Origin of the sequence: Flavobacterium sp. TR2, assembly GCF_025252405.1 — a bacterium.
Taxonomy (GTDB): domain Bacteria; phylum Bacteroidota; class Bacteroidia; order Flavobacteriales; family Flavobacteriaceae; genus Flavobacterium.
Window position 1 is genome coordinate 1,022,858 of record NZ_CP104307.1, and the last position, 24,888, is coordinate 1,047,745.

General features: G+C 31.9%; 21 protein-coding genes and 1 tRNA gene. 15 read left to right on the top strand and 7 right to left on the bottom strand.

Translation table 11 applies throughout. The features are described from left to right. Positions 1–473: 473 nt before the first annotated feature. On the bottom strand, positions 474–2,591 hold the full coding sequence (locus tag N4T20_RS04780) for a glutamine--tRNA ligase/YqeY domain fusion protein (protein ID WP_260671959.1): 2,118 nt from the start codon (positions 2,589–2,591) through the stop codon (positions 474–476). A 107-nt stretch (positions 2,592–2,698) separates the two neighbouring features. Here N4T20_RS04780 and folB point away from each other — a divergent pair, with 107 nt between their 5' ends. Both folB and N4T20_RS04790 read left to right on the top strand, forming a co-directional pair. Further along, positions 2,699–3,058: a dihydroneopterin aldolase gene (folB, locus tag N4T20_RS04785; RefSeq protein WP_260671960.1), complete on the top strand. Its 360-nt coding sequence runs from the start codon at positions 2,699–2,701 to the stop codon at positions 3,056–3,058. A gap of 94 nt (positions 3,059–3,152) precedes the next feature. Further along, a tRNA-Cys gene (locus N4T20_RS04790) sits at positions 3,153–3,223 on the top strand. Between the two features lie 555 nt (positions 3,224–3,778). On the opposite strand, the gene N4T20_RS04795 is transcribed toward N4T20_RS04790, so the two are convergent. Genes N4T20_RS04795 through rnr form a run of 3 tightly spaced genes read right to left on the bottom strand, consistent with a single transcriptional unit; the run spans position 3,779 to position 7,345 of the window. Further along, a complete protein-coding gene (locus tag N4T20_RS04795) occupies positions 3,779–4,459 on the bottom strand; it encodes a LysE family translocator (RefSeq protein ID WP_260671961.1) in 681 nt (226 codons plus the stop codon). A gap of 14 nt (positions 4,460–4,473) precedes the next feature. Beyond that, entirely contained in the window at positions 4,474–5,142 is a 669-nt protein-coding gene (locus N4T20_RS04800) for a head GIN domain-containing protein (protein WP_260671962.1), read from the bottom strand. Between the two features lie 22 nt (positions 5,143–5,164). Further along, positions 5,165–7,345, bottom strand: coding sequence for a ribonuclease R (rnr, locus tag N4T20_RS04805; protein WP_260671963.1), 2,181 nt, complete (start codon positions 7,343–7,345; stop codon positions 5,165–5,167). A 110-nt stretch (positions 7,346–7,455) separates the two neighbouring features. Between rnr and N4T20_RS04810 the strand changes: the two genes are divergently transcribed. After that, positions 7,456–7,689, top strand: coding sequence for a DUF2007 domain-containing protein (locus N4T20_RS04810; protein WP_260671964.1), 234 nt, complete (start codon positions 7,456–7,458; stop codon positions 7,687–7,689). An 804-nt stretch (positions 7,690–8,493) separates the two neighbouring features. Then, entirely contained in the window at positions 8,494–8,925 is a 432-nt protein-coding gene (gene rpiB, locus N4T20_RS04815; RefSeq protein WP_073415144.1) for a ribose 5-phosphate isomerase B, read from the top strand. Positions 8,926–9,064: 139 nt separating this feature from the next. On the opposite strand, the gene N4T20_RS04820 is transcribed toward rpiB, so the two are convergent. Beyond that, on the bottom strand, positions 9,065–9,334 hold the full coding sequence (locus N4T20_RS04820; RefSeq protein WP_260671965.1) for a DUF1294 domain-containing protein: 270 nt from the start codon (positions 9,332–9,334) through the stop codon (positions 9,065–9,067). 116 nt (positions 9,335–9,450) lie between these two features. On the opposite strand from N4T20_RS04820, the gene N4T20_RS04825 reads away from it, so the two are divergent. From N4T20_RS04825 to N4T20_RS04835, 3 genes are read left to right on the top strand one after another with little or no spacing between them, the layout of a single operon-like run. After that, positions 9,451–11,574: a Tex family protein gene (locus N4T20_RS04825; protein ID WP_260671966.1), complete on the top strand. Its 2,124-nt coding sequence runs from the start codon at positions 9,451–9,453 to the stop codon at positions 11,572–11,574. A 40-nt stretch (positions 11,575–11,614) separates the two neighbouring features. Beyond that, entirely contained in the window at positions 11,615–12,925 is a 1,311-nt protein-coding gene (locus N4T20_RS04830) for an AAA family ATPase (protein ID WP_260671967.1), read from the top strand. A 6-nt stretch (positions 12,926–12,931) separates the two neighbouring features. Beyond that, positions 12,932–13,765, top strand: a complete 834-nt coding sequence (locus tag N4T20_RS04835; RefSeq protein ID WP_260671968.1) for a hypothetical protein — start codon at positions 12,932–12,934, stop codon at positions 13,763–13,765. Between the two features lie 67 nt (positions 13,766–13,832). Here N4T20_RS04835 and N4T20_RS04840 read toward each other — a convergent pair whose 3' ends face one another. Beyond that, positions 13,833–14,012 (bottom strand): twin-arginine translocase TatA/TatE family subunit, encoded by a 180-nt coding sequence (locus tag N4T20_RS04840; protein WP_008465789.1) that lies wholly within the window; start codon positions 14,010–14,012, stop codon positions 13,833–13,835. A gap of 213 nt (positions 14,013–14,225) precedes the next feature. On the opposite strand from N4T20_RS04840, the gene N4T20_RS04845 reads away from it, so the two are divergent. From N4T20_RS04845 to N4T20_RS04875, 7 genes are all read left to right on the top strand, one after another. Further along, positions 14,226–14,732, top strand: a complete 507-nt coding sequence (locus N4T20_RS04845) for a peptidase (RefSeq protein ID WP_260671969.1) — start codon at positions 14,226–14,228, stop codon at positions 14,730–14,732. Between the two features lie 11 nt (positions 14,733–14,743). Further along, positions 14,744–16,228, top strand: a complete 1,485-nt coding sequence (locus N4T20_RS04850) for a GH3 auxin-responsive promoter family protein (protein ID WP_260671970.1) — start codon at positions 14,744–14,746, stop codon at positions 16,226–16,228. A gap of 140 nt (positions 16,229–16,368) precedes the next feature. After that, positions 16,369–18,048, top strand: coding sequence for a DUF6909 family protein (locus tag N4T20_RS04855; RefSeq protein WP_260671971.1), 1,680 nt, complete (start codon positions 16,369–16,371; stop codon positions 18,046–18,048). A gap of 7 nt (positions 18,049–18,055) precedes the next feature. Continuing rightward, positions 18,056–19,042, top strand: a complete 987-nt coding sequence (locus N4T20_RS04860; protein ID WP_260671972.1) for a hypothetical protein — start codon at positions 18,056–18,058, stop codon at positions 19,040–19,042. A 7-nt stretch (positions 19,043–19,049) separates the two neighbouring features. Then, a complete protein-coding gene (locus N4T20_RS04865; protein WP_260671973.1) occupies positions 19,050–20,351 on the top strand; it encodes an MATE family efflux transporter in 1,302 nt (433 codons plus the stop codon). A gap of 18 nt (positions 20,352–20,369) precedes the next feature. After that, a complete protein-coding gene (locus tag N4T20_RS04870; RefSeq protein WP_260671974.1) occupies positions 20,370–21,434 on the top strand; it encodes a hypothetical protein in 1,065 nt (354 codons plus the stop codon). Positions 21,435–21,570: 136 nt separating this feature from the next. Further along, a complete protein-coding gene (locus N4T20_RS04875; RefSeq protein ID WP_260671975.1) occupies positions 21,571–22,698 on the top strand; it encodes an O-antigen ligase family protein in 1,128 nt (375 codons plus the stop codon). On the opposite strand, the gene N4T20_RS04880 is transcribed toward N4T20_RS04875, so the two are convergent. Beyond that, positions 22,675–23,751: a glycosyltransferase gene (locus tag N4T20_RS04880; protein ID WP_260671976.1), complete on the bottom strand. Its 1,077-nt coding sequence runs from the start codon at positions 23,749–23,751 to the stop codon at positions 22,675–22,677. The genes N4T20_RS04875 and N4T20_RS04880 overlap by 24 nt on opposite strands. 133 nt (positions 23,752–23,884) lie before the next feature. Between N4T20_RS04880 and N4T20_RS04885 the strand changes: the two genes are divergently transcribed. Then, positions 23,885–24,868, top strand: coding sequence for a UDP-glucuronic acid decarboxylase family protein (locus N4T20_RS04885; RefSeq protein ID WP_260671977.1), 984 nt, complete (start codon positions 23,885–23,887; stop codon positions 24,866–24,868). The last annotated feature ends 20 nt before the right edge of the window (positions 24,869–24,888 follow it).

Below are 24,888 nucleotides of genomic sequence, written 5' to 3' on the forward strand. Positions count from 1 at the left end.
TAAATTTAGAAAAGAAAGTTGAAGTAAAAAAAGCAAAAAATCGAAATAAGGAGTTCTGTCGAATGAAAATAAAAAAAAGACCTTCTCTATTCAAGTAATTTTTATTTTCTATTTAAAGCAATTTATGAAAGTCATTTTTTATCTATAAAATAAATTAAAAACATAATAATAATAGATTTTATAAATAATAGTTATACTAAATTAAATAAATAAAAAATAATAGTTTAAATTTATTATTACAGATTTTAGAATAAAATTACAGCTCGAAAAAGAAAAAAATTAAAATAAAGCCTTTAAATAAATCTAAAAAGAAAAAATGAATTGGTTATCCAACTAATTTTTATTTTACCTTAAAATCAATTTATGAAAGTCACTTTTAATCTATAAAATTTATAAATTTTAAAGTATTAATAGTAAATCTATATAATAAAAAAAAGCGCTTATAAAAGCGCTTTTCATAAATTAAGTTGATATTACTTCTTTACCATTTCAGAAAGAATTTCAATTTCTCTTTCAGAAGCATTTTTTGGTGGATTTGAATATAATTTCAAAATTTCATCTGAAAACTGATTTTTCAAATCTTCACTTTCAATATCTCTTAAATTCAAAAGTGCTTTTGACCTCACATAAGTTGATTCACTTTTTAGAGACATTGAATATAATTTTTTAATATCTTCTTCTTCAAAATCGGTTGATTTCCAGTTTGAATACTTCAAAATAAACTGAGAAAACAATAGCGAAGCCTTATTATTGTTGATATTCTTCTTTAAAGAATTTTGTAAAAGTGAAAAACTAGAGATGTTTTTGATGTTCTCCCCTATTGCACTTTCAATTGCAATTCTTTCAGCTTTCGTTTCAACTTTAAAATATTTGTTGATTTCTTTTAAAGAATTATTGATGCTATTTTCTTCCTTTTTACCCTTTTCTTCCCAAGCATCTTTCAGTCCTACTGTTTTGTTAAATACTAATTTTGAAGGAGTTGAGTCTTTATCAACAGTAAAATATCCTAAACGCTGAAACTGAAATTTATCTTCATTTTGAGCTGTTGATAAACTTGGTTCAACATATCCAGTCACAATTTCTAACGAGTTTGGATTGACAAAATCTAAGAAATTTTTCTCTTTATAACTGTCTGGAGCTTCATCTGTAAACAAACGATCGTATAGACGAACTTCTGCTTCCAAAGCGTGTTTGATAGAAACCCAATGCAGAGTTCCAGATACTTTTCTTTGACTTGCTTCAGTTCCGCTTCCGCTTAAAGAATCTGTATCGTACGTTACATGAATTTCTGTAATATTGCCGTCAGCATCTTTTACAACTGATTCACCTTTAATGATATAAGCATTTTTAAGACGAACCTCTTTTCCTAAAGTCAAACGGAAAAATTTAGCTGGAGCTTCTTCCAAAAAGTCTTCTCTTTCAATATATAATTCACGAGAAAAAGGCACTTTTCTAAATCCAGCGCTTTCATCTTCCTGATTGTTTTCAGCTTCCAACCACTCCTCTTTTCCTTCTGGATAGTTTGTAATTACCAGTTTTACAGGATCTAAAACAGCCATTACACGTGGTGCAATTTTGTTCAAATCTTCACGAATACAGAATTCTAAAACCGATACATTGATCAAATTATCACGCTTTGCAATACCAATTGTATTCGCAAAATTACGCAAAGAAGCAGCTGTATAACCGCGTCTTCTTAACCCAGAAATAGTTGACATTCTTGGATCATCCCAACCGTTAACGTGCTTTTCTTTAACTAGTTGCTGTAATTTTCTTTTACTAACAACAGTATGTGATAAGTTACGTCTGGCAAATTCTCTTTGTTTTGGACGCAGCTTATTTTCATCAAAAATCTGATCTAAAAACCAGTCGTATAATTCACGGTGAGGCAAGAATTCCAGTGTACAGAATGAGTGAGAAATCTGTTCCAAATAATCACTTTGCCCGTGTGCCCAATCGTACATTGGATAGATTTTCCAAGCATCTCCTGTTCTGTGGTGATGTTTGTGTAAAATTCTGTACATGATAGGGTCACGCATCAACATATTTGTCGATTTCATGTCAATTTTTGCACGAAGAATATGTGTGCCAGCCTCAAATTCACCGTTTTTCATTCTTTCGAATAAATCTAAGTTTTCTTCAACAGAACGATTTCTGTATGGACTATCGGTTCCAGGAGTTGTTGGAGTTCCTTTCTGGATTGCCATTTCCTCAGAAGTCTGACTGTCAACATAAGCTTTATCTTTTTTAATCAATAAAACTGCCCAATCGTATAATTGCTGGAAATAATCTGATGCATAACATTCTTCAGCCCATTTGTAACCCAGCCATTCTACATCTTTTTTAATAGCATCAACAAATTCCTGCTCTTCTTTTTCAGGATTTGTATCATCAAAACGTAAATTCACAGGAGATTGATAATCAATTCCCAAACCAAAATTTAACGCAATAGAACTCGCGTGCCCAATGTGTAAATAGCCATTAGGTTCTGGTGGAAAACGAAAGCGAAGTTTAGTATTTGAAAGACCTGATTTTACGTCTTCCTCTATGATTTGTTCAATAAAATTGAGTGATTTCTCTTCTGATGCCATTATTTTATAGTAATTTTAGCAAAGATAAAAAAAAGGTTTCAGCTTTCAGATTTAAAGTTATCTAACTGGCGTAAAACCTGAAATTTGAAACAAGAAACAATACAAAAATGGGAGTTATAAAACTGAAAAATATCCGTACTTTTTCTTACCACGGATGTTTAATTGAAGAAGGAAAAATTGGATCGGATTACACTGTGGATTTAAAAATCAAAACCAATTTACAGAAATCAGCAGAAACAGATCATCTATTAGACACGGTTGACTATGTTCATTTGAACAAAATTGTGGCGGAAGAAATGGCAATTCGTTCACATTTATTGGAACACGTAGCCAAAAGAATCAATCTTAGAGTACTGGCAGAGATAGAAACGGTAGAAAAAACGACAGTTTGGGTTTCTAAAATAAATCCGCCTATTGGTGGTGATGTTGAGTCAGTTACTATAAAAATGACGGAAATTAGAAAGTAGTGATCACAATTAAATCTGTATTTTTTTAAAATAGTTTATTGGAAACTTTTGAAATTTAAAGATTTTAGTTACTTTTGCCAACCGTTCAAGTAATGGCGTCGTGGCCGAGCGGCTAGGCTGGGCTCTGCAAAAGCTCCTACTCCGGTTCGAATCCGGACGATGCCTCAAAAAGAGATACAGAAATGTGTCTCTTTTTTTTATGTCTAATTTTTAGGAAAAATTAATTAAAGATATTGGTTCGAATCCGGACGATGCCTCAAAAAGAGATACAGAAATGTGTCTCTTTTTTTTATGTTTAATTTTTAGGAAAAATTAATTAAAGATATTGGTTCGAATCCGGACGATGCCTCAAAAAGAGATACAGAAATGTGTCTCTTTTTTTTTTTATGTTTAATTTTTAGGAAAAATTAATTAAATGTATTGCTTCGAATCCGAATGATGCCTCAAAAACCTTCAAAGCAATTTGAAGGTTTTTTTTATGTCTAATTTTTACGAAAATTAAATAAAGATATTGGTTCGAATCCGGATGATGTTTCAAAACCTTTAACTAAACCCAACAGGTTTAGAAAACCTATCGGGTTTGTTAATAACCAACTTTGTCAAAGTTTGAAACTTTGACAAAGTTCTAATAAGACAGCTTCGTTCCTCGAAATGACTTATAAACACAAAAAAACCTCTGAAATTCAGAGGTTTAATTTTATCTTTTTGTGTTATTAACAATTACTTTGTTTCTATTCTTTCAAAGGCATTTTTAACCATTTCCTTCTCTTTTGGAAACCAGCCTTGAATTACTAAAGCAAACCCGAAAACCATTAAAACTACGCTAATTCCTTTTTTAATTTTAAGGATATTGGTAGGCGTCATTTTTGATTTCAATTGTTTTGCTAATAAAATTTTAGCGCAATCAATTAACAAGTAAGTGATAATTACTGAAGTAAAAAATGTCATCATTCTAGGCGTCTGCATTTCTAATTTTGGTCCGACAGAGATAATGACAGCAAGCCAAAAGCCAAGTACGCCAATATTGATAACGTTCAGCAAAAAGCCTTTTACAAACAGACTGCCATAGTTTCTTTTCAGAATATCCCGATCAATTTCTTCATCGTTTATTTTTTCTTCTTTCTTCAGCTTTACAAACGAAATAATACCGTAAGAAAGCATAACTATTCCACCAAAAATAAAAAGTGCTGGATCGTCTTTCAAACTGGAAATCAGCCTATAACTTCCTAGATAGGCAATAGCAATAAAAAAAACGTCACCTAATACTACTCCAAAATCAAAAGCGATTGCAGCTCTAAATCCTTTTGTAATGCTGGTTTCTAATAAAACAAAAAATACTGGACCTACCATAAAGCTAAGAACAAGTCCCCACGGAAGTCCAGCCAGAATATCATTTATCATCAAAATACGGCTTGTTATTTTACTTCTTCTATTTTACCACCAAAAACTGTTTTTTGGTTTATTTGCTTTGGTTTTCCATAAATATAAATAGAGCCTCCTGCGCTCACTTTTGCATCGACAAGGGTTGAAGCATTAACATCTGCTTTTCCGCCCGCAGAAACGCTTACAGTAGTCTGAGACGTTTCTAATTTGCTTGCTAGTAAATATCCTCCAGCTCCTAAACTTGCATCTTGATTTGCTGCTTTTCCTGTCAATGTAATTTTTCCTCCAGAAACTGAACTTACTTTTAGTTTATCAACATCCAAATCAACATTAATTAGACCTCCTTCTTGAGCACTCACTTTAAAAGAAGTTGCTTTGATGGCTTCGCTGCTTTTTACTTCTGCTCCTTCATTAACATCAATCAATTCAATATGTTTGTAATACAAAGTTACTTCAAGATCATTTCCTGACAGCAATTTTGGAAAAGGCATTCTTAGTTTCAGAATACCGTTTTTATTCACAGCTTCCAATTCTGCTTCTCTGGTACCTTTTATAACAATTTTATTTTCAGATGACTGAACTAATTTTACACTTAATTTATCAAACACTTTTACGGTATCAAAATCACCTAATTCTTTGGTAACCTGACCAAAAGACATTTGTACAAATAAAATTGCTGCTCCTATAATTAGCTTTTTCATACTTTTATTTTTAAATTAATATTTATTGTGCTCGTCTTAAAAAATGAAAATCAAGTTGTTTTTTCACTAAGTCGGCATTTTTTACTTTCACATAAATTTCGTCTCCTAATTGCAGTAAGCGGTTTGAAGTAGCTCCAACCAAAGCGTACTGTCTTTCGTCAAAGGTATAGTAATCCTCTTTTATTTCTCTGATTCTTACCATTCCTTCGCATTTGTTAGAAACGATTTCAACATAAATTCCCCATTCGGTAACACCAGAAATAACGCCAAGGAATTCTTCGTCCTGATGATCCTGCATATATTTAACCTGCATATATTTGATGCTGTCGCGCTCAGCATTTGTTGCTAAGTTCTCCATGTTTGAACAGTGCAGACATTTGGTTTCGTAAGTTTCTTCGTCTACTGAAGCTCCTCCATCCAGATAATATTGCAACAAACGGTGTACCATTACGTCAGGATAACGACGAATTGGCGATGTAAAATGGCTGTAATAATCAAAAGCTAAACCGTAATGCCCAATATTATCTGTCGAATATTTGGCTTTACTCATACTTCTAATGGCAAGAGTATCAATAAGATTTTGTTCTTTCTTACCGCTTACCTCCTCCATCAAAGCGTTTATCGATTTGGCTATATCGCCTTTTGATCTAAAATCAATTTTATAACCAAACTTAGCAATTACGGTTTGCATTGCAATTAACTTGTCTTCGTTTGGTTCGTCGTGAATACGGTAAACAAAGGTTTTCTTCTGTTTTCCAATATATTCTGCAACTTTTCTGTTAGCCAAAAGCATAAATTCTTCAATCAAATGATTGGCATCTTTTGAAATTTTAAAATATACACCTTCAGGTTCTCCTTCTTCATTAAGATTAAATTTCACTTCAACTTTATCAAAAGAAATGGCACCTTGCTGCATTCTTTTCTTTCTTAAAATCTTCGCCAATTCATCAAGTTTCAAAGTAGCTTCTCTAATTTCATCAGAAACAACATAAGATTCTCCAGTAATAGAAACATCAACTGGAATTGTATTATCTTTTGTTTCAATGATATATTGCGCTTCTTCGTAAGCAAAACGCTGGTCTGAATAAATTACTGTTCTACCAAACCATTGGTTGATAACCTGAGCTGTTGGAGAAACTTCAAATATGGCAGAGAAAGTATATTTCTCTTCATTCGGACGAAGCGAACAGGCAAAGTTAGACAACACTTCTGGAAGCATTGGCACTACTCTATCTACCAAATAAACCGAAGTGGCTCTTTGATATGCTTCATCATCTAGGATTGTTCCTTCTTCCAAGTAATACGAAACATCGGCAATATGAATTCCAATTTCGAAGTTTCCATTTTCTAACTTTTTGAAAGACAAGGCATCATCAAAATCTTTTGCATCTTTTGGATCGATGGTAAACGTAAGCGTATCACGCATATCACGACGTTTTGCAATCTCAGATTCCTGAATTGAAGTATCCAGTTTTTGTGCAAAGACCTCCACTTCTACCGGAAAATCGGCTGGCAAACCATATTCAGCCAAAATAGCATGAATCTCAGTGTTATGTTCTCCAGGTTTTCCAAGCACTCGAATTACGGTTCCGAAAGGACTATCAGCTCTTTTTGGCCAATCTTCAATCTTCACTAAAACTACATCACCGTTTTCAGCTTCACCAATTTTATCCTTTGGAATAAAAATATCGGTATACATTTTAGGGTTTGCAGTAGAAACAAAAGCAAAATTTGGCTGCATATCAATTACACCTACAAACTCTGTTTTATCTCTTTCTATAACTTCAATTACTTCACCTTCAGGTCTTTTTCCTTTTCTTCTGTTATAAACGTAAACTTTTACTTTGTCTTTGTCTAATGCACGATTCAAATTATTGGTCGGAATAAAAACATCTTCTTCAAATTCGTCACAAATAAAATATGCCGTCTTTCTGCTCGTCATATCTATTGTTCCCTCGTAGTAATCCTGGCTAATTGCTTTTACTAAATATTTTCCAGGTTCTGTTTCTATAATTTTTTTTTGAGCTGCCAGAATCTTCAGATCTTTTATAATCTGATTTCTGCTTTTTGTATCGTCAAGTTCTAGCTTTGCTCCTATCTGTTTGTAATTGAATGGCTTATTAGCATTTTGCGATAAAATCTTCAGGATTTTCCCAGAGAAATCTTTCTCTTTTTTTATCGGCTTTCTAATTTTCTTACTCATATATCTTCTCTTATAAGGTTTAAAATTACGAATAAGAAATCAGATTACAGATTTTAACAAATAGAATTATTAAAATTATAACTTTTCGTACATTTACAAAAACACCCTTTATGGAAAGCTTTCAAACCATCGCCATATTCAATTATCAACACGAAACAGTGGTTCTCAAACACTTACTGGAACAAGAAGGAATTCCTTATTTTTTCGAAAACGAAATGACGCTTTCCGTTATGCCTTTTTACTCCAATGCGCTGGGCGGAATCAAACTCAAAGTCCATCCAAACGACTTCGAGCAAGTTCAGGAAATCTTGGACAATCTCAACAATCCGCTTAAAATCGTCTGAAACGAAACTTCAAAAACAAACTCAAAAAAGAGTAAAACTCAAATTCAAATAAAATTTTTTCAATTTCAACTTTTTTAGTTTTCAACATATATTAAATACAACAAAAAAGATTTTTAAAAATTTAAAAAAATTTGGTTGTTATTATAGCTTGTTAATATGTCGAATAATTTTTTTTTTGAAGTCATTGAAATCTCGTTTTACTTATTTATTCTGAGTTATCAACATAGTTATTTTTAGTTAAATTGCTTATTTATAAGACTTTTTGTATTTTAATTAACAACGGTTGACAACCAAAATTGAATTCATTTTGTAGATAAGTTGATATGTTCATAGTTGTTGAAAATGGTATTTTTGATATTGATAACTTTTCCAAAAATTCACGAAACTTTTCTTGGATATTTAATTCCAGTTTTGGATTAAGTATTTTTCGGAAATAACCAAAAAAAACTTCTAATTTTCTTTTCGAACTTATTAACATTTTCTGTTAACTTAAAGTTAATTGAATATCAAGCAATTACAAACTCCTATTAACACCTTAAAATTTTAACAAATATTCTGCTTATTCTTCATTGATTGTGAGCTAGTTATACACTTATTAAAATTGTTAATAACTGATAAGGTTTTGACAGTAAGATAGTTGTAAAATAAAGTGTTTTGCCACGAATTGCACGAATGTACACTAATTTATATAGGAATGTTTATATAGTATTTAAAAGGAAAAAAATTTGTGAAAATTAGTGTAATTCGTGGCAAACATCTATTTATTAAGTAAATTTGCAGTACACAACTTAATAGTATAAAAAAATGAAAATTTCGATAGGAAACGATCACGCAGGACCAGAATATAAAAAAGCAATTGTTGCTATGCTTGAGGCAAAAGGCTATGAAGTAACCAATTACGGAACAGATACGGATGCTTCTGTAGATTATCCTGATTTTGGACACCCGGTTGCCAATGATGTATCTGAGGGAAAAGCTGATTTTGGAATCGTAATCTGCGGAAGCGGGAACGGAATTGCAATGACTGTTAATAAACATCCTAAAGTGAGAGCAGGCTTATGCTGGACCAAAGAAATAGCATATTTAACCCGTTTGCACAATGATGCTAATATTGTGAGTATTCCGGCAAGGTTTACTTCTATTCCACAGGCGGTAGAAATTGTTGAAACGTTCTTGAATACAGCTTTTGAAGGAGGTAGACATCAAAACAGAGTGAATAAAATAGCTTGTTCGTAAAAAGTCAAAAAAATTCGGTGCTTCGCACCTGTTATAAACACACCGGGCCGATTTTTAATTTGTCCGGTTTTTTTTATTGTAAATATTTATTATTCAGTGTTTTAAAATGTACTTTTTGAGTTATTAACAATGTTAATATCTACTTTTTATAGTTTAAGTAAGCTATTATAAGTGCAGTTTGAATAGCTAAAATCAGAGCAAACTTTACAATAAAAGAAGTTTTACTCGTTTTATGTTTAAATAAGAGCATTGCTGTTAATAACCCTGGAGATCCTCCAGTTAAAGCCATGAGAAACAAGGTTTTTTCAGGAACACGTCGGTTATTTTTTCGGGCTTGAGATTTGTCATATCCTGCAAAAATAAAAACGAGAACATTTATCAATAAAAAATATAGCAATAAAATTTCCATAGGCTTAAAATTAAAAACAAAGATATTATTTTAGCCGAATGATTTACGTTTTGCAGAAATGCTTTAACAAGTAAATTATATCATTTTTAAGTAAGAAAATCATTTCATTAAAAAGTATGACTAATATTCAATTCATTGCCAAGTCTGTTCAGGCGCCTGCAGTAAGTATTCAAAACACAGTAAAATTATTAGAGGAAGACTGTACCATTCCGTTTATTTCGCGATATAGAAAAGACGCCACAGGAAATCTTGATGAAACTGTAATTGAGCAGATTGCAAAGCTTCAAAAAGATTATGATACACTTATAAAACGTAAAGAAGCCGTTTTAAAATCTATTGAAGAGCAAAAAGCGCTTACGCCAGATTTGAAGAAAAAAATTGAAGACAGTTTTGATTTACAGGAAATAGAAGATTTTTACCTTCCATACAAAAAGAAGAAAAAAACAAAAGCCGATGTGGCACGAGAATTTGGTCTTGAGCCCTTGGCTAAATTGATTATCTCTGAAAGTGATGCTGATATTGACTTTATTTCGACACAATACATCAATGAAAATGTTGTAAACGAAGAAGCTGCTATTCAAGGTGCGAGAGATATTGTAGCCGAATGGATTAACGAAAATATTTATGTTCGTAAACAATTAAGAAGATTGTTTCAGCGTAAGGCAACCATTGCTACAAAAGTGGTTAAAAAGAAGGCTGAAGAAGAAGGAGCACAAAAATTCAACCAATATTTTGATTGGGAAGAGCCGTTAACAAAAGCACCTGCTCACCGTTTGTTAGCAATGCTCCGTGCAGAAAATGAAGGTTTTATTAAAATGAAGATAGATGTTGATATCGACGATGCTTACGATGTTATTGACGAAATCATCATTAAAAAACAAAATAATACAACGGCACATTTGCAATTAGCAATTGAAGATAGCTACAAACGTTTATTGAACCCTGCAATTGGAAACGAAACCTTGCAGGAAGCAAAAGCAAAAGCAGATGCGAACTCTATTCAGGTTTTTGCTAACAATTTAGGTCAGTTATTACTGGCTCCTCCATTGGGAGAAAAACGTATTTTGGCAATCGATCCGGGATTTAGAAGCGGTTGCAAAGTAGTTTGTCTGGACGAAAAAGGAGATTTATTATACAACGAAACTATTTATCCGCACGCGCCTCAAAACGAGGAAACAATGGCAATAAAAAAAATCCGTTCGATGGTAAATGCGTATCAAATTGATGCCATTTCTATCGGGAACGGAACTGCTTCAAGAGAAACTGAATTTTTTATCAAAAAAATCGCGTTCGATAAACCAGTTCAGGTTTTTGTGGTTTCTGAGGCAGGAGCTTCAGTGTATTCGGCTTCAAAAATTGCAAGAGAAGAATTTCCTAATTATGATGTAACGGTTCGCGGTTCGGTTTCTATCGGGCGACGACTTTCAGATCCTTTGGCAGAATTGGTAAAAATCGACCCGAAAGCAATTGGAGTAGGGCAGTATCAGCATGATGTTGACCAAACAAAATTAAAAGAAGAATTGGACAGCACGGTTATTCGTTGCGTAAACTCGGTTGGAATCAATATTAACACGGCAAGTAAACATTTGCTAAGTTATGTGAGTGGAATCGGGGAGAAGCTGGCTGAAAACATCGTACAATATCGTTCTGAAAACGGGCCTTTTGAAGATAGGAAACAGCTGAAAAAAGTGCCTCGTTTAGGAGACAAAGCCTATCAGCAAGGAGCAGCGTTTATTAGAATTACAAATGCTAAAAACCCGCTGGATAATTCGGCGGTGCACCCAGAAGCTTATCCTGTTGTTGAGAAGATGGCTAAAGATTTGAATATTTCTCTAAACGAATTAATTGCCAATAAAGAAAAAACAGCGCTTATTAAGCCCGAAAAGTATGTTACGCCTGAAATTGGTTTACTTACGCTAAAAGATATCATAAAAGAGCTTGAAAAGCCAGGATTGGATCCAAGAAAGTCGGCCAAGGTTTTTGAATTTGATGCCAACGTAAAATCAATCAAAGATTTGAAAACCGGAATGATTTTACCAGGAATTGTGAATAACATCACCAATTTTGGCTGTTTTGTTGATATCGGAATTAAAGAAAGCGGTTTAGTTCACATTTCGCAGCTAAAATCGGGTTATGTGAGCGATGTAAACGAAGTGGTAAAACTGCACCAGCACGTTGATGTGAAAGTGACTGAGGTTGATGAGGATAGAAAGAGAATTCAGCTGACGATGATTTTGTAATTGAAAATCTTCGTATTTTTGTGAATAATTGAAAAATCAAATGAAAAAGAAAAAAGTAGTAGAACAGGAAAATAATGAGCATTCTTATTTCTATTCTTTAGAATTAGAAATGTTTAACTGCTTTAAGGACAAGCAAACTTTAGATTTATCAGATGGAAAGGGCACTTATTCTCAGTGGACAATTATTTTAGGAGACAATGGTACAGGAAAAACTACTTTATTAAGAGTTTTAGACAGAATACAGCCATATCATGATTTTTTAATTAAAGGCAGTGATAATCAAAAACTATTAAAGATACCTATTGCTACATACGACAATTATGTTAAAAAAGGACTTTTACCAGAAACAGCTAAAGTAAAACTTTCAATTTTTAATAATGCTGAAGGAATAATTCCAAATACAGTATCTATAACTGATGATGCAATTAAGGCATATAGTTTATTAATATCAAATGTTTTTCTTCTGTCATATGGTGCATCTAGAAGAATGAGTAAAAACCAAAACATATCTTCTAAAGAGATAAATGAAAATAAAATCACTTCTCTTTTTAATGATTCTATAGAATTAATAAATGCTGAAGAATGGTTTTTGCAAAAAGAATGGGCATCAATCAAATCTGAAGGATTAGCAAAAGAAAAATTCGAAACTGATTTTAATAAGGTAAAATCAATTTTGATTGATATTTTACCAGATGTTTCGGATATTCAATCCAAGCCTATTGATGAAAATAATTCCAAGCCTATTTTAGAAGTACAAACTTCTTATGGTTGGGTAAGTTTAAGAAACCTAAGTTTTGGTTATCAAACTCTTACTGCCTTAATTGTTGATATAGCCTCCAAAATGATGGAACAATATCCAAAAAGTAATAATCCATTAGAAGAACCTGTAATTATTTTAATTGATGAGATAGATTTGCATTTGCATCCGAAATGGCAACGAACAGTAATTGATAAACTATCTCAACATTTTCCTAAAGCACAATTTATTGCAACATCTCATAGCCCATTGATTGTACAAGCGGCATTAGATAAAAAAGCAAATATTGTAGTTTGTAGAAAAGAGGGTGATAAAGTAATTATTGATAATAATCCAGATGAAGTAAAAGGATGGAGAATAGATCAAATTTTAACTTCTGATTTATTTGAATTAAGCAGTTCTCAATCCATTTTATTTGAAGAAATAAGAAATGAAAAAACGAGTATTCTTTTAAAAGGTGAATTGACTGATTCTGATAAGCAAAGATTAGATTTTATAAATCAAAAACTTAGTAATAGTCCGGTTTTTTCATCTAAAGAAGCAATCAATGCTGAAGAATTAATTAAAAAAGCAGCGGACTTATTAAAAAAATAGTTTTATATGATAAAAATTATTAAGTCTGAGGCTCCTGAAAAATTAATGAAAAATGGCTCAGTTCAAACTAAAATAGATAGAGATGAATATTTGAAAAATAAATTAAAATATGATTCAGGGGAATTAAAATTTGAAGCTTTAAGTACGATTTATAATTCAGACATTGTTAGAGAAACCTTAGATTGTATTCAAAAAAATAAATGTTGCTACTGTGAAACTAAGAGTACCAGAAGTAATAGTGACGTAGAACATTTTAGGCCAAAAGCTGCTTATTCATCCGTTTTTAAAGGTAAAAGTATGTATCCTGGCTATTTTTGGCTAGCGTATGATTGGGATAATTTATTTTTGGCTTGCCAGGTTTGTAATCAGATTTTTAAGAATGATTTTTTTCCAATAGTAGACGAGAATACAAGGGCTCAAGTGAATGATTTTAATATTAGGAATGAAAGTTCTTTATTTATTCATCCTTCAAATGATGATCCCGAAAATGAAATAGAATATAGAGAAAGTATACCATTTGGAAAAACTGAAAAAGGAAAAAAAACAATTGCTTATTTAGGTTTCGGTTCACTTGAACATGGAAAAGAATTTGGAATAGATTATTCTAAAAAACATAAAATTAGAATTAATAGACTTTTTGAAGAAAGAGAAATTTACTATCAGGAGAAAGCAAAAATTTATCAAACAATAAAATTATTAGAAAAAAAAGGAGAGTTAGATTTTGAAGGGATTGAAGTTTTAAATGGACTTAAAAATATAATTAATAATGCTCAACAAGAACATTCAGAATGGTCATCCATGATAAAATGTGCCGTTAAGAATGAATTCAAGGAATATTAGTTTTTAGTAAAAGGCAAAAAAAATCCCAAACTACATTGCAGTTTGGGATTTTAATTTTTCGAATTTCTTATTTTGTTTCTTCCTCTTGTTTTTTAGAAGCAGCAGGTTGATCGTCTTTAGCAGCGTTTTTAAATTCCTTAATTCCACTTCCTAAACCTTTCATTAATTCTGGAATTTTTTTACCTCCAAAAAGTAATATCACAATACCTACGATAACAAGGATTTCTGTAAGACCTAATCTTCCCATGACTAATATATTTAATGCCGAAGCAAATTGTTTTTCTTAATTATTCCGCAAAGGTATATAGAAATATACGAAATAGAAGTATTTTTAGTTTAAAATATTCGTATTAGACCGCGTTAAATATTTTATAAAATCGTAAATTATAGCTCTTCATGAAATTTTTCGACTAAATATCATGATGATTAATTATTATATTTGCTAGCATAAAGAAGGATAATGACTCAAAAAAAGAAAAAGAATTTTAGAAAAAAACTGTTCATTAAAAACCGATTAGTAATTTTAAATGAAGACACTTTTGAAGAGATATTTTCTTTTAGGCTTACTTTAATGAATGTCTTTGTAACGTTTACTTTGGGCGGAATATTTCTAATTTTAGTTACTACTTTTATCATTGCCTTTACACCGCTTCGCGAATTTATTCCAGGATATTCTTCTACAGAATTGAAACGAAATGCTACTAGACTGGCTATTAAATCAGATTCTTTAGAAACGGCTTTGAAACAGAATGAAGTTTATATAAAAGGAATTCAGAAAGTTTTAAAGGGAGAATTAGAATATTCAAAATTTAATAAAGATTCTATATTAGCAGAATCTGTTGAAGATGCTTCAGATTTAAATATGAAAGCATCTGATGCTGAAATAAAACTAAGAGAAGAAGTGGCCGAAACAGAAAAAGAACTGAAGGCCAAATCTCAAGACAAAAAGAAAAGTGATAAAAAATAAGACCACTGAAAATGTCAATTAAGTCAATTGCGGCAAAAATATTTGCCAGAAAAATATATAAGCAAACGCTTAAATGGGCTAACAAACCAGTTGAAACCCAGCAGGAAGTTTTTAAAAGTTTGATAGAAAATGCAAAAAACACCGAATTTGGGAAAGATCATCATTTTAATCAGATAAAAACTTTTGAAGATTTTCAGAAATTTGTTCCTGTAAGAGATTACGAAGACTTAAAACCTTATGTTGAAAAGGTTGTAAAAGGCGAATCGGATATTCTCTGGAGAGGAAAACCATTATATTTTGCCAAAACCTCGGGAACAACCTCGGGCGCAAAATTTATTCCGCTGACAAAAGAATCGATGCCTTATCATATCGAAGCGGCGCGAAATGCAATTCTGCATTACATTCATGAAACTGGAAAAGCCGATTTTGTAGACGGAAAAATGATTTTTTTGCAGGGAAGTCCCATTCTTACTGAGAAATACGGAATTAAATTTGGACGTCTTTCAGGAATTGTGGCACATTTTGTTCCTAAATATCTGCAGAAAAATAGAATGCCATCTTGGGAAACCAATTGTATAGAAGATTGGGAAACCAAAGTAGATGCCATTGTAGACGAGACGATAAAAGAAGATATGTCGGTTATTTCGGGAATACCTTCTTGGGTGCAGATGTATTTTGAGCGTTTACAGCAAAAAAGCGGTGGAAAAAAGATTGGCGAAATATTCAAAAACTTTAATCTGTTTATCTACGGAGGTGTTAATTACGAGCCGTACCGTGCAAAATTTGAGCAGATGATTGGCAAAAAAGTAGACAGTATCGAATTGTTTCCTGCTTCTGAAGGATTTTTTGCTTATCAGGATTCGCAGAAAGAAAAAGGAATGCTGCTACTTTTGAATTCTGGTATTTTCTATGAGTTTATTAAAGCAGACGAATTTTTTAATCAGAACCCTAAAGTACTTACAATTGGTGAAGTTGAACTTGGCGTAAATTATGTTTTGATTATTTCTACCAATGCCGGTCTATGGCGCTATAATATTGGAGATACCGTTCAATTTACATCTTTGGAACCGTATCGTGTTATAGTTTCTGGACGTATCAAACATTATATTTCGGCTTTTGGAGAACACGTTATTGCCAATGAAGTAGAAAATGCGATGAAAGAAGCTGTAAATTCAACCAATATCGTTATTAACGAATTTACAGTCGCTCCGCAAATTACGCCTGCCAGCGGTTTGCCGTATCACGAATGGCTCATCGAATTTGAAAAAGAGCCCGAAAACATGGAGGCTTTTGCTGAAACTATCGACAATTCGATGCGAAAACAAAATATTTATTACGATGATTTGATTACAGGAAATGTTTTAAGAAAAGTAGTTATCACAAAAGTTTCTAAAAACGGATTCCAAGATTACATGAAATCGCAGGGAAAATTGGGCGGGCAGAATAAAATTCCGAGATTATCAAATGATAGAAAGATTGCGGATAATTTGAAGTAGAGTTTGGCTTTTTTAAAAAGACCGTCTAACAATTTGTTAAATGAGAATTTATTAAAGTTATGTATATAATTCCTACTTTCGTTTATTGAAATATTCATATCCTCTTTAAAAATGAGGATTATTTTAAAAATACAAAAAACATGAAAGAAACTAAACATATATCAAGATCTAGAGCACAGGAATCTTCTGCAGCGATAGAGAAAATGTACATTACAATGCGTCATTTATTCAACCGTGGTTTTTACAAACCGATGGGTGTTTCGGGTGACAGCTTACGTGAATCATTATTGGCTTTGCGTCCAGAAATCTATGGAAATATCGCCGAAGAAAAAGTTGAACTTAACGGACTTTTGTACGTTATTGAACGTCTTCCAATAGGAATAGAGCAGTGCCGTTTTATCAATTTAACTTCAGACGAAGGATATTCAAAATCGCATTTTCAGCCAATTGTTCCTCCAAAAAGAAGAAGAAACTGCTACAGAATTGACGAAGAGCAAATGAACGTTGAAATCACTCGCGGACGTTCTGACATTTATGATATTCTGACACATTTGACTTTTATTTTTATTGAATCTCATAAAATTAAAAATAGAGTTTTAATAGATGATGGAGGAGAAGTTTCGCGTGATTGGCAGAAATTGGAACAGGCTGTCATGCAGACCAAAAAGCTGACACAGATTGAAAAAGAAAAAGCAATTTCGCACGTAGCCAATATTTTAGCTAGAACTTTTGAAGAAGTTTTAGATATATACGACGCTTTTGGTTCTGAATCTGCGCCAGATCGTTTCTTGCACGTTATTTATTGGTTAGGAAAATTGGCGATTGAAGAAATTGTTGAAAACAACAAAAGAACCATTACTTTTAGTCCCGTTTTGCGCGAAAGATTAGGACATCATATTCACGGAGAGATTTGGGCAACAAATATAAAAGAAGTCCTAAAAGCAAACGATTTGCTGAAAAGACCAATTCACGTGATTAGTGCTAATATGCACAGTGTGATGAATTCGATTTTTGCAACGCCATTGTTAAAAACAAAATATAAAGGAAAAACAGATTTCTTTATTTATGAAGAATTAAGCGGATCGGGTTCAAAAGAAATTAGAGCTCAGGTTGAAGATTTGGCTTTAAAAAACGGAATGATTTCGCTGCCAGATTGTTCAGGAACCAATATCGACGTTCAGATTTTTGATACAGCTAAAATTGATTGGTCAAAAACAGCTTTTTCGCACGCTAATGTAGGCGAAGAAAAACCAGTTATAATCGTAATGGACTATGCTTTTGGGGAGCAGGCTTACGAAACTATAGATGAACTTTTGAAACCATTTAAAAAAGAAACTTTGCTAAATGTAAAATCGGTTTCTATAATGGGTAAAGCTGGAATTCTAGAAGGCGGAAAAGGAGACATCATGATTCCGTCTGCGCATATCAACGAAGGAACCGCCGATAATTATTTCTTTGAAAATGAATTGACAGGCGCTATGTTTGAGGGAAATGATATAGATATTTATGAAGGAGCAATGGTTACCGTTCTTGGAACTTCATTGCAAAACAGAGATTTATTGAAGTTTTTCCATGAATCGACTTGGGGTGTAATTGGCCTTGAAATGGAAGGATCTTATTACCAAAAAGCAATTCAGTCAGCATCAAAAATTAGAAAAAGCGTGCCTCACGATATTAAAGTTCGCTACGCTTATTATGCTTCAGACAACCCTCTGGAAACTGGAAGTACATTAGCTTCGGGCGGATTGGGAACAACTGGGGTTAAACCTACTTACTTAATTACTATTAAAATTTTAGAGCAGATTTTCAATATAAAATAAATTGTAAATGAGTACAAAAGTACCGCAGGATAATTCAGAACAGGAAATTGATATTTTTCAGCTTTCAAAAAGCATTGGTAGTTTTTTTGATAGAATTAATGCCATGATTTTTAGATCGATTCATTTCTTTGTTCGCAATTGGATTATTGTTTTAGTTTTAATTGTTTTAGGATTTGGATTGGGCTGGTTTTTAGATGCAAATAAAAAATCATTTGAAAATCAGGTTATTGTGACTCCAAATTTTGGAAGTGTCGATTATCTTTATTCTAAAGTAAATCTGATAGAATCTAAAATTAAAGCGGGAGATGTTCTTTTCTTGAAAAATGAAGTAGGAATTCAAAATCCAGAATCAATAAAAAAGATTGAGATTAAGCCTATTGCCGATGTTTATAAGTTTATTGAGGACAAAGAGCAGAATTTTGAACTGATTAAATTAATGGCTGAGGTAGGCGAAGTCAAAAAAGTATTAGAAGATAATGTCACAAGCAAAAACTATACTTTTCATTCGATTTCTTTTGTAACCGATAAAATTACAGATGAAAAAGATATTGTAGAACCATTATTAAATTATTTGAACAGCTCTGAATATTTTAAGGCGCTTCAAAAAATCGGATATAAAAATCTAGAACAGCAGATTATTCAGAATGATACCATCATTGCTCAAATAGATCAAGTTTTAAATGGATTCTCAAGTACTGTAAAAAATGGGTCAAAAAACGATAAGCTCGTTTACTATAATGAAAATACGCAGCTCAATGATATTATTAAAACAAAACAGTATTTAATTATAGATCAAGGAAAATATAGGTTGAAACTAGTTAATTACGATAAAACAATTAAGGAAATTAATTCGACTTTGAATATAAATAGCAATAAAATAACAAATGGTAATTTGAAGTTTTTGTTTCCACTTATGTTTCTTTTTCTTTTCGTTTTAATTCGTTTGTTTCTAAAGTTTTATCGCAGCCAGCTTGTAAAAGCTCAGGTTAAATAATTTAGCATTGAAAACGCTTAAAATCTTTGAAAAAATTTCGAAAAACTCCTTCATAAAACAGAGTTTAGGAACTTTGGCTTTGCGAATTTTTGGAGTTCTTTTGTTATTTGGTTTCACAGTGTTTTTAACAAAATCATACAGTCCAAAATTGGTAGGGCAGTATGATTTTGTGCGTTCTTATCTATTAGCTATTGGGAGTATCTGTTTATTGGGTTTTGATCAGTCTATTTTATATTTTAAAGGACGGCTGGCGAGCAAGAACGAGCTTCGCCAATTGAAAAAAGTGTATGTTAAAATGGTGGGTATGCTATTTTTAGCCTCATTATTCATTTTAATTGTTTTTCTTTTAATTGATAAAAAGAGAATCAACGCTTATTTTCTAGACGATGAGGTTTATGGCGTTCTTTTAAAAAGTTCAGCTATATTATTTTTTCATGGATTGTCACTTTTAAACACTGAAGTTTTCAGAGCATTGGACAAACTGTATGTTGCAGAATTGTTTCGAAATATTATCAAATATATTCCGCTGATAATTGGCTCTGTCGTTTTATTTTATTGGCATTTCGAAACCTATTTGGTTGATGTTTTTTTAATTGGCTTTGTTTTTTTAGCACTTATAAGTTCTATTTTAACAGTTATTTATTTTAATAAAACAGAGAGGGCAGAAGAAGAGCTATTTACTTCAAAAGAGATTTTCACAAAATCATATCCTATAGCAATAAGCGGGATGGCAATGTTTTTATTAATGTCTTTTGACATCATGTTTCTGAAAAAGTTTCAAAATGATGAAACTGTTGCTTTTTATTCTGTTGGAGTTAAAATAATGACAATTGTTTCTGTAATAATTTTGACGATAAACATAACTGTTTCGGCAAAAATTGCAGAGTATTTTTCAAATCAGAATAAGATAGAATTAAAAAAAATATTACAAAATAGTGCTCGCTTAATATTTTGCATTAGTTTTCCAGTTATTACTCTCATTTGTGTATTTTCTGAATATGTTTTGTCCTTGTTCGGACACCAGTATATCATAGCGCAACAATCCTTTCTGATTTTAATAATTGGCCAAGGAATTTGTTCGTTATTTGGTTCAGCTCCAGTGTATTTGAATATGACAGGGCGACAGCATATTTTTCAAATTATTTTAATAGGAGCCGTTATCATTAACTTTATATTAAATCGTTTTTTGATTCCGATTTATGGAATGGCTGGAGCAGCGGCAGCTTTTTTCTGCAGTTCCTTTTTCTGGAATTTTATTTCGGCAATTGTTATTTATAAAAAAGACAAAATCAAGATTTTTTTACATTAGAAAAAATCAATTTTAAGTATGCAAACCAAAATTAAAAAAAGTACAGCGACATTTTTACTTTTAGCAATAGCCAATTTGATTGTTGCTTTAAGTACTTTTTTTGTTTTGCCACCGAAATTTTTTTATGATTCAGCCATTATAATTTATGATAAATACAATGAGATAGGCTATTTAGGCAGTTATCCAGTAACAATTCTATTTTATAAAGTTACAGGTTTACGTTATCTTCCATTTCCAGTAATTGCACTTATACAATTCCCGATTCTGATGTATGTTTTGTACAAAATAGGGATTCCGGATTCTTTTGAAAAAATAAATGTAAAAAATGCGATCGTATACTTGGGATTTTTTATGATTGCTATTTTTATCGCAATGCCTTCAAAAGAGTTTATCACTTTTTTATTTATTTCTTCCATTATATTTCTGTGTAAAAACAAACCGTATTTCTTTCAAAAAACCGTTCTTTTATCCGCATTCCTTTTTATCCTTTTTGGTGCTTTATACAGGCCTTATTTTGCTTTGATTCCAATAATTGCGGGTGGAATGTATTTGATCAGTTTTATCAATTTTAAAAACAAGATTGTATCAACAATTTTTTACGGATTATTGATTGTCTTCTTTTTATCATTAAGCTACGGCATTTTAAAAGGGGAATATTTTTCTGAAATGAGCCGTGAGGTTGTTAATAAGGAGCGTATGGGCTCTCCAGATGCTAATTCGATGATTACTCCACCTTTAAAACCAGACACTTGGTATGGGGAAATGGTGGCTATTTTTTACGGTTTTTTTACAGTTAATATTCCAATAAACGGTTTAAAACATATTTTATCGCCTCAAATTGTCCTATTTGTAATTTGGCAGCTTTTACTTTTTTACATTTTATTGGTTCGTTTTGCTAAATGTATTAAGCATCGAAAATACTATAAGTATGAGCTCTTCATCTTTTTCATCTTATTTTCATTTTTTATTACTCAAGGAGTTTTTGAGCCCGATTTGGGTTCGGCAATTAGACATAAAATAGGCATATTCCCATTAATATATTTTGCATTATACTATGAGCATTTCCGAAAAGAACTTCAATAAAATCTTCAATATTTTTTTATGCTTGATTGCGATTCTGATGATCTTTAGAAAACCATGTTCTATAGTGATTGTAATTTTTGCGGCATTTAGCTTATTTTTTTTTAAAAAACTGCATTACACAAAAAAGATATTGATTTTGTTGGCTTGTATAGCTTCTCCAGTAATTTTAGAGCTATTGCTTTTCTGGAATAATGATTCTTTTGCAAAAGGATTAAAAGCAATAGAAAAAAGTACTTCATTGCTAATTTTTCCACTATTTATAATTGGAAATTTTCAGAGAATAAATTTTTTGAAATTATTAAAGGTTTATGTTCTCGGTACTACATTGGTAATGCTTTTTTTCTTTATACGATTCAACGTTTTGTATCCAGATTTGATGCATAAATATCTAAATGGCATACATTTATGGGAAATGGGATATCAATTTGGGAATAGTGTCGGAATTCATGCTCCAGCATTAAATATGCATTTGGCTTTTGTTACCGTTTCTGCTTTTTATTTTGTGATTAAGAGTTTTAAAGATGATGAAAAGTCTAAATTTAAAGCGATAACGATAATTATCTTTATGCTTTCTTTTTTCTTTGTATTGTTTGTTAATACTAGAATGGCTTTAGTAAATGTTTTTATTGGAGTTTTGATTGTTCTTTTCTATGCTGTTAAACAGGATAATTTTAGAAAAATAGCTTTAAAAGGACTGCCTTTATTGGTTTTGCTAATTGCTGTTTTATTCTTATTCGTTCAAAAAGACCCATACATGAAAGAAAAATATTCAAGTGTTAGTTTTGCATATATGGACAAAGTTGGAAAGCTTGATGAAATTGATCATCCAGAGGTTAAAGTTTTTAATTCTTTGGTTACCAGAGTCTCTATATGGAAATCTGCTTGGGAATTGTCGTTGAAAAATTTGCCTTTTGGAGTGGGCGCTTCAGACGGAAAAAATGAACTAAACAGATATTATGCAGCAACCAATCAGAAGTTTTTGGCTAAATATGAGTTTCCAACTCACAATCAGTTTCTTGATTTTTTATTGAAGTTTGGAATTCTTGGGCCTTTGGTGGTATTATTTTATATTTCTATAATCGGATACTTGGGATTTGATCTCAGAAATCCTATTATAATTTCGTTTTTCATTATCTTTTTTACATCAAATCTAATGGATGATTTTTTGCTTCGCTTTGATGGAATTGCTTTCAGCGGGTTTTGGCTATCCATTTTTTCAAGTTATTGGCTGCAGCAAAAATCAGCTCTTGTAAATTGCGACTAATTCTTCAAAGTTTTTGTTTTTATCGAATAACTCTGAACATCTTTTGAAAGCTTTTTTAGCAATAAGATTTCGATTTTCTGAATTGCTAAGAGTTTGAAAATAAGGTTTTAATTCCGAAATTTCATCAAATAGAAATCCTGTTTCATTATGAAGCACAATATCCTTGTTGCCAATTACATTGCTGGCAATAACAGGTTTTTCTAAAGCCATTGCTTCTAAAACGGCAATTGGCAATCCTTCCCATAATGAGGTTTGTAAATAAACATCAATGCTGTTTAATTTTTTCAAAATGCTTTCACGATCAAAAAACCATCCTGTAATTTTTATATTAGAAGCTGTAAGTAAAGAATTTAGTTCGCCATCTCCAATCCAGACAAAATTTAAATGAGGAAAATTGAGAGCAATTTCATTAAATAAAACTGGATTTTTTTGATGCGTTATTCTGCCTAAGATTCCTACAGTAAGCTTATCATTTTTAGTTTCAACAAAACTTTCACGTATACTCTCAATATCAATACCATTTCGAACCAAATCTGATTTACCGATTTTTTTGGCAATTTCAAACTCTGTATCACCACAGGCAATAGTAATTCCTCCAAATAAAGCTTGGGTGCTTTTTTCTATGAGCCAATATAGTTTTCGAATGGATTTTGAAATATCTGTTCTAAGAAATGAATAACCATGCGGAGAATAATAAAGCTTCTTTTTCTTAAACAGGAAAAAATAGGCAATCCTTCCTAAAACTCCGGCTTTTGATGAATGAAGATGAATAACATCGGGATTTATTTTTTTCAGCTCTTTGGTTAACCGAATTACAGATTTTAAATCTTGAAGAGGCGAAAAGCTTCGCAGCATATTAACTTCTATTAAATTAATGTTGCTCGAAAAATCAGATTTAATTTTTTCCCTGTCTATTTCTTTTCGGTTTGCACTGTAAATTATGGTCGTATCTATGCGTTTTCTTATTTCATCCTCACCAAAATAAGTTGATAAATCACTAAAATAAGTATATACGCCTCCACCAAGGGCTTCTATGATATGTACAACTTTCAATGCAATTGGTTTAATTCTTGGTAAAAATAGATAAATTGATATGAACTGTAATCGGAAATCTCAAAACTTCTTTTATTCTATGGTTTTATATCTAATTTAAAAGGCAGATATTTGTGCATCTTTAAAATTTATCATGAAAAGAATACTTATCACGGGAGCGGCAGGATTTTTAGGATCACATTTATGTGACAGATTTATCAAAGAAGGATATTTTGTTATCGGAATGGATAACTTGATTACAGGAGATCTTAAAAATATTGAACATTTATTCAAACTAGAAAACTTTGAGTTTTATCATCATGATATTACCAAGTTTGTTCATGTTCCAGGTGATTTAGATTATATATTGCACTTTGCATCGCCTGCAAGTCCGATTGATTATTTAAAAATTCCGATTCAGACTCTTAAAGTTGGATCTCTAGGAACACACAATTTGTTAGGATTAGCTCGAGTAAAAAAAGCCAGAATTTTGATTGCCTCAACATCTGAGGTTTATGGAGATCCTTTAGTGCACCCACAGACAGAAGAATATTATGGAAACGTAAATACAATTGGTCCGCGTGGCGTTTATGATGAAGCAAAACGTTTTCAGGAATCTATTACGATGGCATATCATACTTTTCATGGAGTAGAAACCAGAATTGTGCGTATTTTTAATACTTATGGTCCAAGAATGCGACTAAACGATGGACGTGTAATTCCAGCTTTTATTGGTCAGGCACTTCGCGGAGAAGATTTAACAATTTTTGGAGACGGAATGCAGACGCGTTCTTTCTGTTATGTTGACGACCAGGTAGAAGGCATTTACAGATTACTGCATTCAGATTATGTGTATCCGGTAAATATTGGAAATCCAGACGAAATCACAATTAAAGATTTTGCGGAAGAAATTATTAAATTGACTGGAACAAACCAGAAAGTCGTATATCATCCGTTGCCGATAAACGATCCGTTGCAGCGTCAGCCAGACACGACAAAAGCCAAAGAATTGTTGGGTTGGGAAGCAAAAGTAAGCCGTGCTGAAGGAATGAAAATCACCTACGATTATTTCAGATCGTTATCGCCAGAAGAACTTTCAAAAGAAGAACACAAGGACTTTTCAAGCTATATAAAATAATAAACCCATTCAGCTCGAAT

Coding starts and splice junctions, on each gene's coding strand:
- N4T20_RS04860 (WP_260671972.1), top strand. CDS start 18,056: ATGAGTACAAAAGTACCGCAGGATAATTCAGAACAGGAAATTGATATT.
- rpiB (WP_073415144.1), top strand. CDS start 8,494: ATGAAAATTTCGATAGGAAACGATCACGCAGGACCAGAATATAAAAAA.
- N4T20_RS04820 (WP_260671965.1), bottom strand. CDS start 9,334: ATGGAAATTTTATTGCTATATTTTTTATTGATAAATGTTCTCGTTTTT.
- N4T20_RS04825 (WP_260671966.1), top strand. CDS start 9,451: ATGACTAATATTCAATTCATTGCCAAGTCTGTTCAGGCGCCTGCAGTA.
- N4T20_RS04840 (WP_008465789.1), bottom strand. CDS start 14,012: ATGGGAAGATTAGGTCTTACAGAAATCCTTGTTATCGTAGGTATTGTG.
- N4T20_RS04835 (WP_260671968.1), top strand. CDS start 12,932: ATGATAAAAATTATTAAGTCTGAGGCTCCTGAAAAATTAATGAAAAAT.
- N4T20_RS04855 (WP_260671971.1), top strand. CDS start 16,369: ATGAAAGAAACTAAACATATATCAAGATCTAGAGCACAGGAATCTTCT.
- N4T20_RS04850 (WP_260671970.1), top strand. CDS start 14,744: ATGTCAATTAAGTCAATTGCGGCAAAAATATTTGCCAGAAAAATATAT.
- N4T20_RS04845 (WP_260671969.1), top strand. CDS start 14,226: ATGACTCAAAAAAAGAAAAAGAATTTTAGAAAAAAACTGTTCATTAAA.
- N4T20_RS04870 (WP_260671974.1), top strand. CDS start 20,370: ATGCAAACCAAAATTAAAAAAAGTACAGCGACATTTTTACTTTTAGCA.
- folB (WP_260671960.1), top strand. CDS start 2,699: ATGGGAGTTATAAAACTGAAAAATATCCGTACTTTTTCTTACCACGGA.
- N4T20_RS04780 (WP_260671959.1), bottom strand. CDS start 2,591: ATGGCATCAGAAGAGAAATCACTCAATTTTATTGAACAAATCATAGAG.
- rnr (WP_260671963.1), bottom strand. CDS start 7,345: ATGAGTAAGAAAATTAGAAAGCCGATAAAAAAAGAGAAAGATTTCTCT.
- N4T20_RS04810 (WP_260671964.1), top strand. CDS start 7,456: ATGGAAAGCTTTCAAACCATCGCCATATTCAATTATCAACACGAAACA.
- N4T20_RS04885 (WP_260671977.1), top strand. CDS start 23,885: ATGAAAAGAATACTTATCACGGGAGCGGCAGGATTTTTAGGATCACAT.
- N4T20_RS04795 (WP_260671961.1), bottom strand. CDS start 4,459: ATGATAAATGATATTCTGGCTGGACTTCCGTGGGGACTTGTTCTTAGC.
- N4T20_RS04800 (WP_260671962.1), bottom strand. CDS start 5,142: ATGAAAAAGCTAATTATAGGAGCAGCAATTTTATTTGTACAAATGTCT.
- N4T20_RS04830 (WP_260671967.1), top strand. CDS start 11,615: ATGAAAAAGAAAAAAGTAGTAGAACAGGAAAATAATGAGCATTCTTAT.